This is a genomic window from Paraburkholderia lebeckiae (assembly GCF_050436225.1).
GTDB lineage: Bacteria > Pseudomonadota > Gammaproteobacteria > Burkholderiales > Burkholderiaceae > Paraburkholderia > Paraburkholderia tuberum.
This window is the reverse complement of record NZ_JBNDLU010000002.1, coordinates 457,856-473,188: the sequence shown is the minus strand read 5'-3', so window position 1 is coordinate 473,188 and position 15,333 is coordinate 457,856. Positions and strand designations below refer to the sequence as shown.

The 15,333-nt window shown below is 65.3% G+C and carries 15 protein-coding genes; 9 read left to right on the top strand and 6 right to left on the bottom strand.

Annotation, left to right across the window (positions count from 1 at the left end):
* Positions 1 to 1,122 carry an enolase C-terminal domain-like protein gene (locus OKW45_RS16880; protein WP_429469983.1) on the bottom strand — a complete coding sequence of 374 codons (1,122 nt, stop codon included), beginning with the start codon at positions 1,120 to 1,122 and terminating at the stop codon, positions 1 to 3.
* Between the two features lie 328 nt (positions 1,123 to 1,450).
* Between OKW45_RS16880 and ribBA the strand changes: the two genes are divergently transcribed.
* The 4 genes from ribBA (at position 1,451) to OKW45_RS16860 (ending at position 4,932) form a co-directional block, all read left to right on the top strand.
* Complete coding sequence (gene ribBA / locus OKW45_RS16875; protein WP_018421520.1) at positions 1,451 to 2,584, top strand: bifunctional 3,4-dihydroxy-2-butanone-4-phosphate synthase/GTP cyclohydrolase II; 1,134 nt, start codon at positions 1,451 to 1,453, stop codon at positions 2,582 to 2,584.
* A 48-nt stretch (positions 2,585 to 2,632) separates the two neighbouring features.
* Positions 2,633 to 3,145, top strand: a complete 513-nt coding sequence (gene ribH, locus OKW45_RS16870; RefSeq protein ID WP_018421521.1) for a 6,7-dimethyl-8-ribityllumazine synthase — start codon at positions 2,633 to 2,635, stop codon at positions 3,143 to 3,145.
* A complete protein-coding gene (gene nusB / locus OKW45_RS16865; RefSeq protein ID WP_018421522.1) occupies positions 3,142 to 3,576 on the top strand; it encodes a transcription antitermination factor NusB in 435 nt (144 codons plus the stop codon). The genes ribH and nusB overlap by 4 nt, the downstream gene beginning before the upstream one ends.
* A gap of 159 nt (positions 3,577 to 3,735) precedes the next feature.
* Positions 3,736 to 4,932, top strand: a complete 1,197-nt coding sequence (locus OKW45_RS16860; RefSeq protein ID WP_429469981.1) for a pyridoxal phosphate-dependent aminotransferase — start codon at positions 3,736 to 3,738, stop codon at positions 4,930 to 4,932.
* Between the two features lie 99 nt (positions 4,933 to 5,031).
* Here the strand turns inward: OKW45_RS16860 and OKW45_RS16855 are convergent, their stop codons facing one another.
* Positions 5,032 to 6,246: a transglycosylase SLT domain-containing protein gene (locus tag OKW45_RS16855; RefSeq protein WP_429469979.1), complete on the bottom strand. Its 1,215-nt coding sequence runs from the start codon at positions 6,244 to 6,246 to the stop codon at positions 5,032 to 5,034.
* Between the two features lie 616 nt (positions 6,247 to 6,862).
* Here OKW45_RS16855 and OKW45_RS16850 point away from each other — a divergent pair.
* Positions 6,863 to 8,437, top strand: a complete 1,575-nt coding sequence (locus OKW45_RS16850) for a UbiD family decarboxylase (protein WP_018421525.1) — start codon at positions 6,863 to 6,865, stop codon at positions 8,435 to 8,437.
* 46 nt (positions 8,438 to 8,483) lie between these two features.
* Positions 8,484 to 9,164, top strand: coding sequence for a LysE family translocator (locus tag OKW45_RS16845; RefSeq protein ID WP_429469977.1), 681 nt, complete (start codon positions 8,484 to 8,486; stop codon positions 9,162 to 9,164).
* Positions 9,165 to 9,235: 71 nt separating this feature from the next.
* On the opposite strand, the gene OKW45_RS16840 is transcribed toward OKW45_RS16845, so the two are convergent.
* The 3 genes from OKW45_RS16840 to OKW45_RS16830 all read right to left on the bottom strand — a co-directional run bounded on the left by OKW45_RS16840 (position 9,236) and on the right by OKW45_RS16830 (position 11,267).
* Positions 9,236 to 10,201, bottom strand: coding sequence for a threo-3-hydroxy-L-aspartate ammonia-lyase (locus tag OKW45_RS16840; RefSeq protein WP_429469975.1), 966 nt, complete (start codon positions 10,199 to 10,201; stop codon positions 9,236 to 9,238).
* A gap of 207 nt (positions 10,202 to 10,408) precedes the next feature.
* A complete protein-coding gene (locus tag OKW45_RS16835) occupies positions 10,409 to 10,720 on the bottom strand; it encodes a hypothetical protein (RefSeq protein ID WP_018421528.1) in 312 nt (103 codons plus the stop codon).
* 385 nt (positions 10,721 to 11,105) lie between these two features.
* Entirely contained in the window at positions 11,106 to 11,267 is a 162-nt protein-coding gene (locus tag OKW45_RS16830; RefSeq protein WP_184011158.1) for a hypothetical protein, read from the bottom strand.
* A 277-nt stretch (positions 11,268 to 11,544) separates the two neighbouring features.
* Here OKW45_RS16830 and OKW45_RS16825 point away from each other — a divergent pair, with 277 nt between their 5' ends.
* From OKW45_RS16825 to OKW45_RS16815, 3 genes are all read left to right on the top strand, one after another.
* The gene (locus OKW45_RS16825; RefSeq protein ID WP_429469973.1) at positions 11,545 to 12,480 is read left to right on the top strand and encodes a Rossmann-like and DUF2520 domain-containing protein; all 936 of its coding nucleotides are present in this window, start codon (positions 11,545 to 11,547) and stop codon (positions 12,478 to 12,480) included.
* Between the two features lie 85 nt (positions 12,481 to 12,565).
* Positions 12,566 to 12,886 carry an EthD family reductase gene (locus OKW45_RS16820; protein ID WP_429469971.1) on the top strand — a complete coding sequence of 107 codons (321 nt, stop codon included), beginning with the start codon at positions 12,566 to 12,568 and terminating at the stop codon, positions 12,884 to 12,886.
* 157 nt (positions 12,887 to 13,043) lie between these two features.
* Positions 13,044 to 13,607: a YggT family protein gene (locus tag OKW45_RS16815; protein ID WP_018421532.1), complete on the top strand. Its 564-nt coding sequence runs from the start codon at positions 13,044 to 13,046 to the stop codon at positions 13,605 to 13,607.
* On the opposite strand, the gene OKW45_RS16810 is transcribed toward OKW45_RS16815, so the two are convergent.
* The gene (locus tag OKW45_RS16810; protein WP_429469970.1) at positions 13,592 to 15,250 is read right to left on the bottom strand and encodes a methyl-accepting chemotaxis protein; all 1,659 of its coding nucleotides are present in this window, start codon (positions 15,248 to 15,250) and stop codon (positions 13,592 to 13,594) included. The genes OKW45_RS16815 and OKW45_RS16810 overlap by 16 nt on opposite strands.
* Positions 15,251 to 15,333: the final 83 nt, after the last annotated feature.

The window sequence follows — 15,333 nt, the reverse complement described above, 5'->3', positions numbered from 1 at the left end:
TTATTTGATGAGGTAGCGCTCGGCGTCGCCATGCTTGAACTCGAGCCCGCAACCGGGCCGCGACAGATCCGGCTCCATCTGGCCGTCGCGCAACCGCGGCGCACCGTCGAACAGCATGGCTTCGATCCGGGCGTGGTCATGGAACCACTCCTGATGGCGCAAGCGCGGCGCCGCGCACGCGACGTGCAGATGCAGCGCCGGTGCGCAATGCGCGGACAGCGGCACGTGATACGCGTCGCACAGCGCGGCTGCCTGCAGAAAGCCGGTGATGCCGCCGCAACGGCTCGCGTCGGCCTGCAGCACGTCGACGGCTCCCGCCGCGAGCAGGCGGCGGAAGTCGTCGAGCGTGTAGCCGTATTCGCCGGCGGCGATGTCCATGCCGGCCGGCACGCGCTCGCGTACGCCGCGCAGACCCGCTTCGTCGTCCGAAGACACGGGCTCCTCGAACCAGCTCACCTGGTGCTCGGCGAAACGTTGCGCGTAGTACAGCGCCCGTTGCGGCGTGAACGCGCCGTTCGCGTCGACGAACAGGCCCGCGCCGCCGATCGCCGCGCGCGCCGCCGCGACGCGCGCCGGGTCCTTGTCCGGCTCGCTGCCGATTTTCATCTTTACCCACCGGCAGCCGTCCTGCGCGACCCAACCGGCGAACTGCTGCTGCAAGCGCTGGTTCGTATACGTGGTGAAGCCGCCGCTGCCGTAAGCCGGCACGGCCGGGCGCAACGCGCCGAGCAGCCCGACGAGCGGCACGCCGAGCAGCTTCGCCTTCAGGTCCCACAGCGCGCAGTCGATTGCCGAAATGGCTGTCGCGGCCAGTCCCGCGCGGCCGAGATTGCGCACCTGGCGTTGCAACCGTTGCCAATGCGCGCCGACGTCCAATCCGTCGTGATTCAGCACGCAGGCGGCGAGCGCGCCCTGGATCAGCGCGACGATGCAGGCATCGCTGTACGTGTAGCCGAGGCCAGTGTCGCCGCCCGCGTCGACCTCGACGACGACCAGCGTGGTCGCGTCCCACGCGAACGTGCCGTCGGCCTCCGGCGCGTCGGTCGGAATGCGGTACGCGCTCGCGCGCAGCGCGGTCACGGGCGCCTGCGACGCGCCCCCGCTCGTGGCGCCGCGCTTCATCGACGCGCTCCTTGCGCGCATGCGTGACGCCCTTCATTGATGCAACAGCCGACGGTCCCCGACATTCCGGTCTCCGGGTGGTAGTGAGACGAAGCTGCCTGCTGCGTCGCAAGTACCGTTCCGCACTATTGCAATCCGTAAAGCGGGCCGCGCTGGAGCACACTTCGCGTTGCCGCCAACGCCAGTCGCGCGCTCGCCCACCGTTTCGAGGAGCATGGCAACCCCGCCCGGCTCGTCACAGTCGGCCAAACGGCCTATGTCGTCTGGCGGAGGCGACTTGGACTCGCGCGTGGCGTAAAATACGCGCTTTCCCGAAAAACTCGCCAACATGACGCTCGCCTCCACCCAAGAGATCATTGCCGAACTGAAAGCCGGCCGGATGGTGATCCTCGTCGACGAAGAAGACCGCGAAAACGAGGGCGACCTCGTGATCGCCGCCGAGTTTGTCACTCCGGAGGCGATCAATTTCATGGCTCGCTACGGCCGCGGCCTGATCTGCCTGACGCTGACCCAGGATCGCTGCAAGCAGCTGAACCTGCCGCTGATGACCTACCGCAACGGCACGCAGTACGGCACCGCGTTCACGGTCAGCATCGAAGCGGCCGAAGGCGTGACGACCGGCATCTCGGCGGCCGACCGGGCCCGCACGATCGCGGCCGCGGTCGCGCCGGACGCCAAGGCCGAGCACATCGTGCAGCCGGGCCATATCTTCCCGATCATGGCCCAGCCGGGCGGCGTGCTGGTGCGCGCCGGCCATACCGAGGCCGGCTGCGACTTCACGAGGCTCGCGGGCCTCACGCCGGCCGCGGTGATCTGCGAAGTGATCAAGGACGACGGCACGATGGCGCGTCTGCCGGACCTGCTCGAGTTCAGCAAGGAACACGGCCTGAAGACCGGCACGATCGCCGATCTGGTTCACTATCGCAGCCGCACCGAGTCGATCGTCGAGCGTATTTGCGAACGCACGATGCAAACCGCGCACGGCGCGTTCCGCGCGGTCATGTATCTCGATCAGCCGAGTGGCCAGCCGCACATCGCGCTGGTGCGCGGCACGCCGATGCCCGATCGAGACACGCCGGTGCGCGTGCACGAGCCGCTGTCGGTGCTCGATCTGCTCGAAGTCGGCGAATCCACCCATTCGTGGACGCTGGACGCGGCCATCAAAGAAATCGCAGAACGCGATCTCGGCGTGGTTGTGCTGCTGAACTGCGGCGACTCGAAAGATCATCTGATCGACGTCTTCAAGGCGTTCGACTCGAAGGAAAAAGCGGACGCGCTGAAGCGCCGGCCGGTCGACTTCAAGACCTACGGCATCGGCGCGCAGATTCTGCGCGAACTCGGCGTCGGCAAGATGCAGGTGCTGTCGAACCCACGCAAGCTCGGCAGCATGTCGGGTTATGGTCTCGAAGTCACGGGCTTCATTCCGATGCCCGGCAGCAAAACGCAAGCCCCGCAAGTCTGATCCTGCCACTCACGCGCCTCGCGCCCACTCAAACACTACGGAATTCATATGGAAATCGGACAATACCAACCGAATCTCGACGGCGACGGACTGCGCATCGGCATCGTCCAGGCGCGCTTTAACGAACCCGTCTGCAACGGCCTCGCCGACTCCTGCATCGAAGAACTCGAACGCCTCGGCGTGACCGGCCAGGACGTGCTGCTCGTCACGGTACCGGGCGCGCTGGAAATCCCGCTCGCGCTGCAAAAGCTCGCGGAAAGCGCGCAATTCGACGCGCTGATCGCGCTCGGCGCGGTGATCCGCGGCGAGACCTACCACTTCGAGCTGGTTTCGAACGAAAGCGGCGCGGGCATCACGCGCATCGGCCTCGACTTCGGCATTCCGGTCGCGAATGCCGTGTTGACCACCGAGAACGACGAGCAAGCCGTCGCGCGCATGACCGAGAAGGGTCGCGACGCCGCGCGCGTGGCTGTCGAAATGGCGAACCTCGCGGTCGCGCTCGAGCAGCTCGGCGGCGATGACGACGAAGATGAAGACGAAGGCGACGAGGAAGAGGCATGAAGAGCGCACGCCGACGCTCCCGCGAACTGGCCACGCAGGGGCTTTACCAGTGGCTGCTGTCGGGCTCGCCCGGCGGTGAGATCGACGCGCAACTGCGCGGCGCGCAAGGTTACGACAAGGCCGACCACGAGCATCTGAACGCGATCCTGCATGGCGTGATGCGCGATTCCGAAGCGCTTTCCGCCGCGATCGCGCCGTGCCTCGACCGTCCGATCGATCAACTGTCGCCGGTCGAACGCGCGGTGCTGCTGGTCGCCGCGTTCGAACTGAAGAATCACGTCGACATTCCGTATCGCGTGGTCATCAACGAAGCGGTCGAGCTGACCAAGACGTTCGGCGGCTCGGACGGCTACAAGTACGTGAACGGCGTGCTCGACAAGCTCTCGGCGCAACTGCGGGCCACTGAAACGCAGGCGGCTCGCAAGAGCTGAGCGCGGCGCCGGTGGGGCCATGCCGCGCATCGGCTCCTTGCCACGTCGCACTGCACAGGGCGAAGCACCTCGATCGCCCGCGAGGACGGCGCTGCGCGCATCGATGAGCGCATCGTTTGATGGGTAGGCGCCGTCCTGCTTCTGAACTGGACTGACCGTATGAACTCCGTGACCGAACCTCTCGTGCGGCTTGCCGCGCGCGTCGATGCCATCCAGCCTTTCTACGTGATGGAACTGGCCAAGGAGGCCACGCTGCTCGAACGCGCGGGGCGCGACATCATTCACATGGGCATCGGCGAGCCGGATTTCACGGCGCCCGAGCCGGTCATCGAGGCGGCCGCGAGCGCGCTGCGCCGCGGCGTCACGCAGTACACCAGCGCGCTCGGCGTGCACGCGCTGCGCGATGCGATTTCCGCACATTACGCCGAGTTCTACGGCATCGACGTGGATCCGGCGCGGATCGTGGTCACGGCGGGTGCGTCTGCGGCGCTGCTGCTGGCCTGCGCGGCGCTCGTCGATCGCGATGACGAAGTGTTGATGCCCGACCCGTGCTATCCGTGCAACCGCCATTTCGTGATCGCCGCCGAAGGCAAGCCGGTGATGGTGCCGAGCGGGCCGGCCAAGCGCTTCCAGCTGACCGCCGCCGACGTCGAACGCCTGTGGGGCGAGCGCACCCGCGGCGTGCTGCTCGCGTCGCCGTCGAATCCGACCGGCACGTCGATCGAGCCCGCCGAACTCCAGCGCATCGTCAAGGCCGTGCGCGCGCGCGGCGGCTTCACGATCGTCGACGAGATCTATCAGGGCCTCAGCTACGACGCGAAGCCGGTGTCGGCGCTGTCGTTCGGCGACGACGTAGTCACCGTCAACAGCTTCTCGAAGTACTTCAACATGACCGGCTGGCGCCTCGGCTGGCTCGTCGTGCCGCCCGCGATGGTCAGCGCGCTCGAAAAGCTCGCGCAGAACCTGTTCATCTGCGCGTCGGCGCTCGCGCAGCACGCGGCGCTCGCCTGTTTCGAGCCGGAGACGATCGCGATCTACGAAGCGCGGCGCCTCGAATTCAAGCGACGCCGCGACTTCATCGCGCCGGCGCTCGAATCGCTCGGCTTCTCCGTACCGGTGATGCCGGACGGCGCGTTCTACGTGTACGCGGACTGCCGTGGCGTCGCGCATCCGGCGGCCGGCGACAGCGCGGCGCTCACGAAGGCGATGCTGCACGATGCCGGGGTCGTGCTGGTGCCGGGCATGGACTTCGGCACGCACGCGCCGAAGGACTACATCCGGCTGTCGTATGCGACCGCGTATCCAAAGCTCGAAGAGGCGGTCGAGCGGCTGGCAAAGCTGTTCGGGCGGCATTGACGCATCGGGATTGATTCGGCAGCAACCGGCCTGCCAGACGCAAAAAAAAGGACACCTGCGAGGGTGTCCTTTTTTGCGTCTGGCACGGCAACGTCTAACTCAAGCCCCCAGCTCCGACGCCGACGCCACGTGGCGCGTCGTCGAATTGGCGCTCGCGTCGTCCTGATCGGCCGGCTGCGTGTGCACCGCCGACGTCGCCGGACTCAGCGCGTGACCGCCTTGCAGCGTCACCTCAACGCGCTTACCGTTGCCACCGCTCGTCGCCGCGGCTGGCGCTGGCGTGGCCGACGCGGTCAGCACCGGGGCCTGCGGCGCATTGATCGGCACCTTACGGCCCCGCGCGACGTCGCGCAGACGGCCGCGCTCGGCCATCACCTTCGCGCCGTAGCCGCCGTCATCCGGCGTGGTCGAGCCGACGTACAGACGCAGACCGCCCGGCAGCGAGCCGCCACGCGCGATGCAATCCTTCAGCACGAGCGCGCCGACCTTGATGTTCGCGAGCGGCTCGAGCGCCGCGCTTTGGCCACCGAAATACTGGAATTTGTCCGAATGCACCTTCGACATCACCTGCATCAGGCCCTGCGCGCCGACGCCGCTCTCGGCGTACGGATTGAAGCCCGATTCGATCGCCATCACTGACAGCAGCAGCAGCGGATCGAGGCCGACTTCGCGGCCGGTGTCGAACGCGGCTTTTACGAGCTCGCCGACGGGCTCCTGAGCTACGCGATAACGCCGCGCGAGGTACGACGCGACCAGGTCCTGCTCGCGGCTCGACACGAGCACGCGATCGTCGCGCGCATCGGCGGACACGCGCTGCTGCGGAATCAGACGTGCGAGCGCGCTGACGCCCTGCATCGTGCGCGGATCGAGGCCGTTGAGCGCGGCGGCGCTCGTGCCCGACGTGCCAGCGCCGTCGAACGCGCCGTCGAAGCTGGTGGTGGCCGCGGTGAGGGTCATGCTGCCGTCGTTCGAGTCATCGGTGGGACTCGGCGCGGTCAGCGTGGTCGGCGAATTGGCCGACAGCGATTCGTCGGAGGATGCGCCGGCGTTTCTGGTCGGTCCGATGGCGGGCAGCGGATTGCCTTGAAGCAGGCGGGCGGGGCCCGCTTGCACGGCGGCGGAAATAACCGGCATCAGACGCGCGGCGAGCGCGCCGCGCCAGGTCGGCATCAGCCACAGTGCGAGAGCCAGCACTACGGCGATCCCGCCGACAATACTGAACAGGTGATGACTCAATCGCGTCCCGCGGCGCAGCGCACCGCGCACAACCTGCGCAATACGCTCATCGGGACGCCACGATAACCAGGCGTTCATTCAGATCTCCCATCTTGCATGATCCGCGAACTCCGCCGGGACAAATCAGGCGGTACAGCGCACTCGCAGAGTCAAGACATCGCGTGCTCTCTGGTTGAGCAGCAGCGACATCGGGAAAACGGCAACAAATACCGTTTGGGGAGCCATCTCAAAAACAGCCCACACATACTCGATGTGTATCGGGCTTGGCTCCCACGCGAAAAACCAGCGTTGGTGGACGCTGGTGAGGGACTTCAACAATGCCGTTCTACCCTGCAGGGAAGCAAAACGGTGACGCGTTGCGTCTGAGGACCGGGGCGACGGTAAAAAGGTTAACGCCCTGCAACCCAATGTGGACGGATTCTATGCACGGTTTTATAGATCGTCAACACTATAGAATGCAAGAACTATAACTATTTGTAATTATGAACAGTGTTCAGTCGTCCGAGAACCGCGCTCAACGCGCGTTTCGGGCGATCCGACCCTGGCTGTTTGGATTAGACCATTTGGTTGATCTACGTGCGGTGGCCAACGCAGGTAAAATCGACAATCGTTTTTTGCGTCAGATAGGTACCAACGCCGTTCCTCCTGCCCTCCCCGTCCTATGCGCCGCGCATGCGGCCCTGAACCGTCACAGATGAAATACAAAGACTTACGCGATTTCATCGGCCGCCTCGAGGCGATCGGTGAATTGCGCCGAATTTCGCAAAAAGTGTCGCCGAATCTCGAAATGACCGAACTGTGCGACCGTGTGCTCCGCGCGGGCGGCCCGGCTCTGTTGTTCGAGAACACTGAGCGGCACGCGTTCCCGGTGCTCGGCAATCTGTTCGGCACGCCGCGCCGCGTCGCGCTTGGCATGGGCATCGATGCCGAAGCCGGCGCGGGCGATCAGGCGGCGCTCGAATCGCTGCGCGACGTCGGTCGGCTCCTCTCCGCGTTGAAGGAACCCGAGCCGCCGAAAGGGCTCAAGGACGCCGGCAAGCTGCTGTCGCTAGCGAAGGCCGTGTGGGACATGGCCCCAAAGACGGTCAGCGCACCGCCCTGCCAGGAAATCGTCTGGGAAGGCAATGACGTCGACCTTGCCAAATTGCCCATCCAGACCTGCTGGCCCGGCGATGCCGGGCCGCTGATCACTTGGGGTCTTACCGTCACGAAAGGGCCGAACAAGAGTCGACAAAACCTGGGTATCTATCGCCAGCAACTGATCGGGCGTAACAAACTGATCATGCGCTGGCTCGCGCATCGCGGCGGCGCGCTCGACTTTCGTGAGTTCGCGCTGAAAAATCCCGGCAAGCCGTATCCGGTGGCCGTCGTGCTCGGCGCGGACCCCGCGACGATTCTCGGCGCGGTCACGCCGGTGCCCGACACGCTGTCCGAATACCAGTTCGCCGGCCTGCTGCGCGGCGGGCGCACCGAGCTCGCGAAATGCGTCACACCGGGCGTCGACGGTCTGCAGGTCCCCGCGCGCGCCGAGATCGTGCTCGAGGGCTTCATCTATCCGCAGGAAGGCGCACCCTCGCCCGCCCCGGCGGGCGCACCGCCGCGTCCGTCGAAGGGTGCGTCGGCCACATACGAACACGCGCTCGAAGGCCCATATGGCGATCACACCGGCTACTACAACGAACAGGAGTGGTTCCCGGTCTTCACGGTCGAGCGCATCACGATGCGCCGCGACGCGATCTATCACTCCACCTACACCGGCAAACCGCCCGACGAGCCGGCGGTGCTCGGCGTCGCGCTGAACGAAGTGTTCGTACCGCTGCTGCAGAAGCAGTTCACCGAGATCACGGACTTCTATCTGCCGCCCGAAGGCTGCAGTTACCGCATGGCGATCGTGCAAGTGAAGAAGAGCTACCCCGGCCACGCAAAACGCGTGATGTTCGGCGTGTGGAGCTTCCTGCGGCAGTTCATGTATACGAAGTTCATCGTCGTCGTTGACGAGGACGTCAATATCCGGGACTGGAAGGAAGTGATCTGGGCAATTACCACGCGAGTGGACCCGACGCGCGACACGGTGCTCGTCGACCGCACGCCGATCGATTATCTCGATTTCGCGTCGCCGGTAGCCGGCCTCGGCTCGAAGATGGGGCTCGATGCAACCAACAAGTGGCCGGGCGAAACCGACCGCGAATGGGGCCGCCCGATCGTGATGGACGACGCGGTCAAGCAGCGTGTCGATAGCTTGTGGAACGAGTTGGGCCTCGGCCTGTAACGCGCGCCGGACAACACGATCAATAACGGATGGAGCGCTCGCGCGCATGCACGCTTTTTCAATGATGTCGGACGGCTTTTTTCTGTCCTTGTCGCTGTGCCTCGATATCGGTCTCGTCAACGTGGCGATCATTTCGCTGACGCTGTCGCACGGCTTTCGGCCGGGCTTCTGGCTCGGCCTCGGCTCGTGCGTCGGCGATCTCATTTACGCGACGCTCGCGCTCGCGGGCATGGCCGCGCTGCTCCAGTTCGAATCGGTGCGCTGGGTCGTATGGATCGGCGGCGCGGCGATCCTCCTGTTTCTCACCTGGAAGATGGCGCGTGAAGCGGTGTTCCCAGCCACGGCGCCAGCCGTTGCCGGCGAAGGCGACGCGGCTGCGCCGCATCAGTCGGCATGGCGCGGGTTTCTGCGCGGCGTGCTACTCGCGGTGTCGTCGCCCTCGGCGATCCTGTGGTTCGCGGCGGTCGGCGGCGCGCTGATCGCGAAGGCCGGCGCAACGAGCCCGACAACCGCGCTGATCTTCCTCGGCGGATTCTTTCTGGGCGGCCTGTGCTGGACGCTTTTCATCTGCGGGCTCGGCAGCCAGGGACGCAAGCGCGCGGGCGCCGGTCTGCTGCGCGTGTGTCACGTTCTGTCAGCGCTGCTGTTCGCCTATTTCTCGTACAGCGTGATCGTCAACGGGTATCACGATCTGATCGTGCAGAGCACCGCGCAAGTGGCAAGCTGAAGCGGCTCGCGAACAAAAAAAACGGCTCGCATCGGCGAGCCGTTTTCTTCATGCGACTCGACGTGAGCCGCTCATGCGAGGTACTGCGCGAGCTTCGGCAGATCGACATTGCCACCGCTCACCACCACGCCGACGCGCTTGCCCTTCACTGACACGAGGCCGTTCAGCACCGCCGCCGCCGCGAGACAACCAGTCGGCTCGACGACAATCTTCATGCGCTGCGCGAAAAAGCGCATCGTCTCGATCAGTTGCGCATCGCTGACCGTTTCGATTCGCGCGACGAGCTGGCGGATGACCGCGAACGTGTAATGGCCCAGATGCGTCGAGGCGGCGCCATCGGCAATCGTGCGCGGCGTGTCGATATGAACGATCTCGCCGCGTGCGAGCGACTGCTGGCCGTCGTTGCCCGCCTCGGGCTCGATGCCGATCACCGTGCAGGCCGGGCTCAGCGCGGCCGCCGACAATGCGCTGCCACTGATCAACCCGCCGCCGCCAAGGCACACGAACAACATGTCGAGCGGGCCGGTTTCGTCGATCAGTTCTTTGACCGCGGTGCCCTGGCCGGCGATCACGTGCGGATGATCGTACGGCGGGATCAGCGTCATGCCGCGCTCTTCGGCGAGCCGGCGGCCGATTTCCTCGCGATTTTCCTTGTAGCGGTCGTAGGTGATCACTTCGCCGCCGTAATCTTTGGTCGCGGCAACCTTGGCCTCGGGTGCGTCGTGCGGCATCACGATCGTCGCGTGAATGCCGGCGAGGCGCGCCGACAGCGCGATCGCCTGCGCGTGATTGCCCGACGAATAGGTCAGCACGCCCGCCTTGCGCTGCTCCTCGTCGAAATGCGAAATCGCGTTGTACGCGCCGCGGAACTTGAACGCGCCCATGCGCTGGAAGTTTTCGCACTTGAAGAACACCGACGCGCCAGTGCGCTCGTCGAACGTGCTCGACGTCAGAACGGGGGTACGGTGCGCGACGCCTTCGAGACGCGCGGCGGCGTCGAGGACGTCATCGAAGGTGGGAGCGGGAAGCGCTTGCATCGGCGAAACTCTCCTGGAGCGGTGGCGAAGCCGCCATTCTCCCAGCTTCCTCAATGCTTTGGAACGGCGCTCGCGCGAGCGCGCGACACCAGCCAGGAACGCTGCGGAAAGCAAAAAGCCAGCGAGGCAAAAAGAAACGACGTAACCCGGCACAAGCCGGCGTTACGTCGTCGACGTTCCCACGCGCGTCAAGCGCGCCCGCACTTCTTAACGACGATAGTACGGGTGCCCGTAGCCGCGATAGTAGCCATGGTAGCCGTGGTAGTAGCCACGATAGTAAGGTCGGCCATAGCCGTAATAGCCTCCGACCACCACCGGAGCCGGTGCGACCACAATCGGCGGCGCGTACACCGGCGGAGGCGGCGGCGCGTAATAGACAGGCGGCGGCGCCGCATAGACCGGATAGGCCGGCGCGATCGGCACCCCAAGGCCGATACCGACGGAAACACCTGCCTCAGCAGCCCCGGCAAGTCCCAAGCCGAGTGCGGCTGCAACGACAAACGGAACGATCTTTTTCACTTCTATTCTCCTAGCGCGGCCTGCCAAGGTCGCCGACTGCGCATGCCTCGCATGCTCTGGACACAATGTATCTAAAAAGCCCCGGCCGAACTGTTCGCATTTGTTGCAAATTGCAAAGGGGAGCCGAAGCGTTTTGCCGAGCGCGGCGCGAGCTTGCCGACCCGCCGCCCCGCCCTGAGCGAAATCAGCCGGGAATCAAGGGGTTGCGCGCGGGCGACGAGCCGCGCGTCACAGGTCTGATCGAGCGCGGGAGTTTGAGTTCGCGCATCGGTAATCTTTAATTACAAATTCGCTTCAATCCTGACAGCCGAAAGGAATTTCCCAATAAAAATGCCCGGCTCAATGGCTCGAGCCGGGCATTTTCTGAGCTGCAAAGAGGGCGCGACTAACCGACCTTCACGTACACGAATTCGCGGGACACGTTGGGCGGCACGTATGCGCCGCTGATCTGCACGCGCGGCGTAAGGCGCTTTTTCTGATCCCACCAGCGACGGCGCTGGGCATGCGTCAGGAACCGCAAGTGCTTTCGGTAAGAAAAAATACTCATCTCGACCCTCCCGAATTTCCGACTGTGAACGAAGTATTTGAAAATACGACTGCCAAACCGGCTCATCGACCACTGTCCCTGTCACGTACGATTGTGAACAGTTTTCACATCCGCGGGCGTCACGCCACCCGATGACCGACCGTGGGCGCCATATCGCCCGCAAACTTATCCGACGACCGCTGTCGAACCGTGCAAGGGGCCGGATCGCGCCCGCGCTTCGCCGGATGCGAGATACTGCTGCTTTCCCGTTCACACGATCCGTCTGGAGCAGGTGACCATGTCCCAGTCTTCCTTGCCGCGCGTCGGCTTCATTGGCGCGGGGCGGCTCGCGCGTTGTCTCGCGCTCGCGTTTGCGCGCGTCGGCTATCCGGTCACCGCGGTGGCGAGCCGCTCGGCCGATTCCGCGCGCCGGCTCGCCGCCCAGATCGCACACTGCGCGGCCTCTGACGACCCGCAACAGGTCGTCGACGCCGCCGATATCGTTTTTTTAGCCGTTCCTGACGACAGCATCGGTACGACAGCGCACACACTTCGCTTTGGAGGCGATGCGGCAAGCCACCCCGGCAAGGCGCTCGTGCACTGCAGCGGCGCCTCGCCGGTCGAACTGCTCGCACCAGCGCGGGATCAGGGCGCGGCGATCGGCGGCTTTCATCCGTTGTATCTATTTAGCGGCGAGTTCGCCGATCTCGAGCGTATCGTCGGCTGCTCGGTGACGATCGAAGCCGACGGCGAACTGAAGGAGACGCTGACCGCGCTCGCGCTCGCGCTGCGCTGCCATCCGCTGTCGATTCCGCCGGGCGGCCGCATGCTGTATCACGCCGCCGCGCATTACGCGGCGAGCTTCGCGCTCTGCAGCCTCGCCGAATGCGTGGCGTTGTGGCGCACGCTCGGCTTCGCCGAAGACGACGCGCTGCGCGCGCTGCTGCCGATGCTCGCCGGCACGATCGAAACCGCGCGCGACAAGGGCCTGCCGAACGCGCTCGCGGGGCCGGTATCGCGCGGCGACGCGGGTGTCGTCGAGAAGCAGCTTGCGCTGCTCGAAGGCTTCGGCGGCGACCATGCCGCGCTGTATGGTCTGCTGACGCGCCGCGCGGTCAATCTCGCCCGACGTCGCGCAACGCCGGCCGCGACGATTGAAGCGATCTCCGAAGCTGTGGAAAAATCGCTGGGCCGCTCGCTGAATCAGGCCGCGGCAGGTGCAAGCGTCAAGTAAGCCGTGATAATGTGACGTCCGGCACGCTGGGCGAACCACGCGACGACCCGCGCCGCGCTTCGGGACCAACAGACGAGAACGCACAATGATCAAGGTCAGCATCCTCTACCCGTACCGGGAAAACGGCCGCTTCGACATGGACTACTACTGCGCGACCCATATGCCGCTCGCGGCGAAGCTGTTCGGGCCGGCGCTGAAAGGCTGGTCGGTCGACGCGGGCCTGAACGCCGGGCCGCCCGGCACGACACCGCCTTACGTGGCCGCGGGACACTTCCTGTTCGATAGCGCGGATGACTTCTATAAAGTGTTCAAGCCCGCGTCCGAGCAGCTATTAGCGGATATCCCGAACTACACCGACGGCGGCAACGGCACGATCCTGATCAGCGAGGTCCGGACTTCCGTGTGATGCCGGACAGACAGCCATCGGGAGGCGGCGCGCAATGACGTCGAACCTCCGGTTGGCTAACCGGGTAAATCCAGAAAACCGCCGGCGCGCACCGATCGGGCGACGCCGGCAGCCCGCGGCCGGTCGGCGGCCGCCATCAGAAGCATAAGGACACGAGATGTTTGGCGATATCGCCCGTTTTCTGCTCAATACCGTTTTCACGCTGTTTGGCGCCGCGCTGCTGTTGCGCGCGTGGTTGCAGGTTGTGCGCCTGCCGCCGTACAACCCGGTCTCGAACGCCGTGCTGCAGGCGACCAACTGGATCGTGCTGCCGCTGCGGCGCATCCTGCCGAGCACGCGCAACATCGACTGGGCGAGCGTGGTCGCGACGCTGATCGCCGCGATCATCTACGTCGTCCTGATGATCGTGCTGACGGGCGCCGATCCGCTGACGCTCGTGCCGACGCTGCTGATCGTCGCGGTGCTCACCGCGATCAAGTGGGCGCTCAATCTGATCATCTGGATGACGATCCTGATGGCGCTGCTGTCGTGGCTCAATCCGCGTTCGCCCGCGATGCCGATTCTGTATCAGCTGACCGCGCCGTTTCTGAATCCGTTGCGCCGCGTGCTGCCGAAATTCGGCGGTATCGATCTGTCGCCGATCCTGCTGTTCGTGATCGTGCAGGTGCTGCAGATGGTCGTCACGCGCGCGGCGGTTCAGCTGACTTATTTTGTGATCTGAGCTGATTGCGCGGGAAAGTTGGGCTGACGCGCGGCGGCCGCTTGACTCGGCGCCGGCTTCGACACGGCTGCCGCGAAACCGCGGCTCTCCCCCGTCCGGAACACCGACACCGTCTGCTTCATCTTGCGCGCCTGCGTCTCGAGCGATTGCGCGGCCGCCGCGGCCTGTTCGACGAGCGCCGCGTTCTGCTGCGTGGTCTCGTCCATCTGCGTGACGGCCTGGCCGACCTGGTGAATGCTGCGGTTCTGCTCTTCGGAGGCCGTTGCGATCTCGCTGACGATATCCGACACGCGATGAATCGCGGCCTTGATATCCGACATCGTTGTGCTGACTTCGGCTGCCTGCTGCGTGCCGCCTTCGATGATCGCGACCGACGTCGTGATCATCTCCTTGATCTCCTTGGCCGCGCTCGCCGAGCGCTGCGCGAGGTTGCGCACCTCGCTCGCGACCACCGCGAAACCCCGCCCCTGCTCGCCCGCGCGCGCGGCCTCGACTGCCGCGTTCAACGCGAGAATATTGGTTTGGAACGCGATGCCCTCGATCACGCCGGTGATCTCCGAGATCTTCGTCGAACTGCCGCTGATATCACCGATGGTGCGCACCATGCCCTCGACGGCAGTGTTGCCGGTGTTGGCGACCTGTGCCGCCTCAGTCGCGAGCGCGCTCGCGTTGCGCGCGTTGTCGCTGTTGCGGCTGACGGTCTGCGTCAACTCCGACATGCTCGCCGCGGTCTGTTCGAGCGAAGCGGCCTGCTCTTCGGTGCGAGCGGACAGATCGATGTTGCCGCTCGCGATCTGCTGGGAAGCGATGCTGACCGACTCGGCGCTTTCGCGAATCGAACCGATCGTCGCCGCGAGACGCTCCTGCATGTGCGTGACCGCGCGCAAGATGCTGCCGTCGTCGGCGGCGCCGGTGTACAGTCGCTGGCTCAAGTCGCCGCCCGCGATCTGCTCGACGACCTTCGCGACTTCGGCCGGTTCGCCGCCGATCTGCCGCACGACCGCGCGCGTCACCAGCAGCCCCAGGCCGATTGCAACCGCGACGCCGACGACCGCGCAGCTCGCGATCCACCACGTCACCGAGCGAACCATCTCGACGCCGTTCGCGACACGCTGTCTGGCCAACTCATCCCGCACGTCGGACAGCTTGATCATCAGCGTGCGCAGCTTGACGTGCAGGGGGTCGGTGGTCGATTTGAGCTCGGCGAGCGCGCCGGTCTGATCGCCCTGATCGGCCAGCGCCATCACCTTCGCGACCGAACTCATATAGGCCGGATAGGCGGCGTCGAAGTCGCTCAGCAATTGCTTCTGCGCGTCGGTGGTCGCGTGCTTGCGCTCGTAGTCGAATGCCGACAGGATCGCCGCTTCACCGCCGTGATTCAGGCGCACCGTATCGGCGCGGCCTGCCGGCTCCGGATTCAGGATGTACGAATAGAGGCGCCGGAAGTGCGAAGCCGCCTGCCACGCGGCGGTGCCGTCGTCGCGCACAGGCACGAATTCGCGGTCGTACATTTCGGTTTGCATCGTCGCGACTTCGCGCACCTTCAGCACACCGACGGTGCCGACGATGGCCGTCACGAACGCGCACAGCATCAACGAGCCGACAAGCTTCTGGCTCAGTTTCAGATTGGAAAGCCACTGCATCTTGGGAAAATCTCTTGATCGGGATGGGAAGCGCCGGGTTCGTGCCGGCTTGCGGGTGCGCAAGCGCGCGGTGTCGGGCTGTA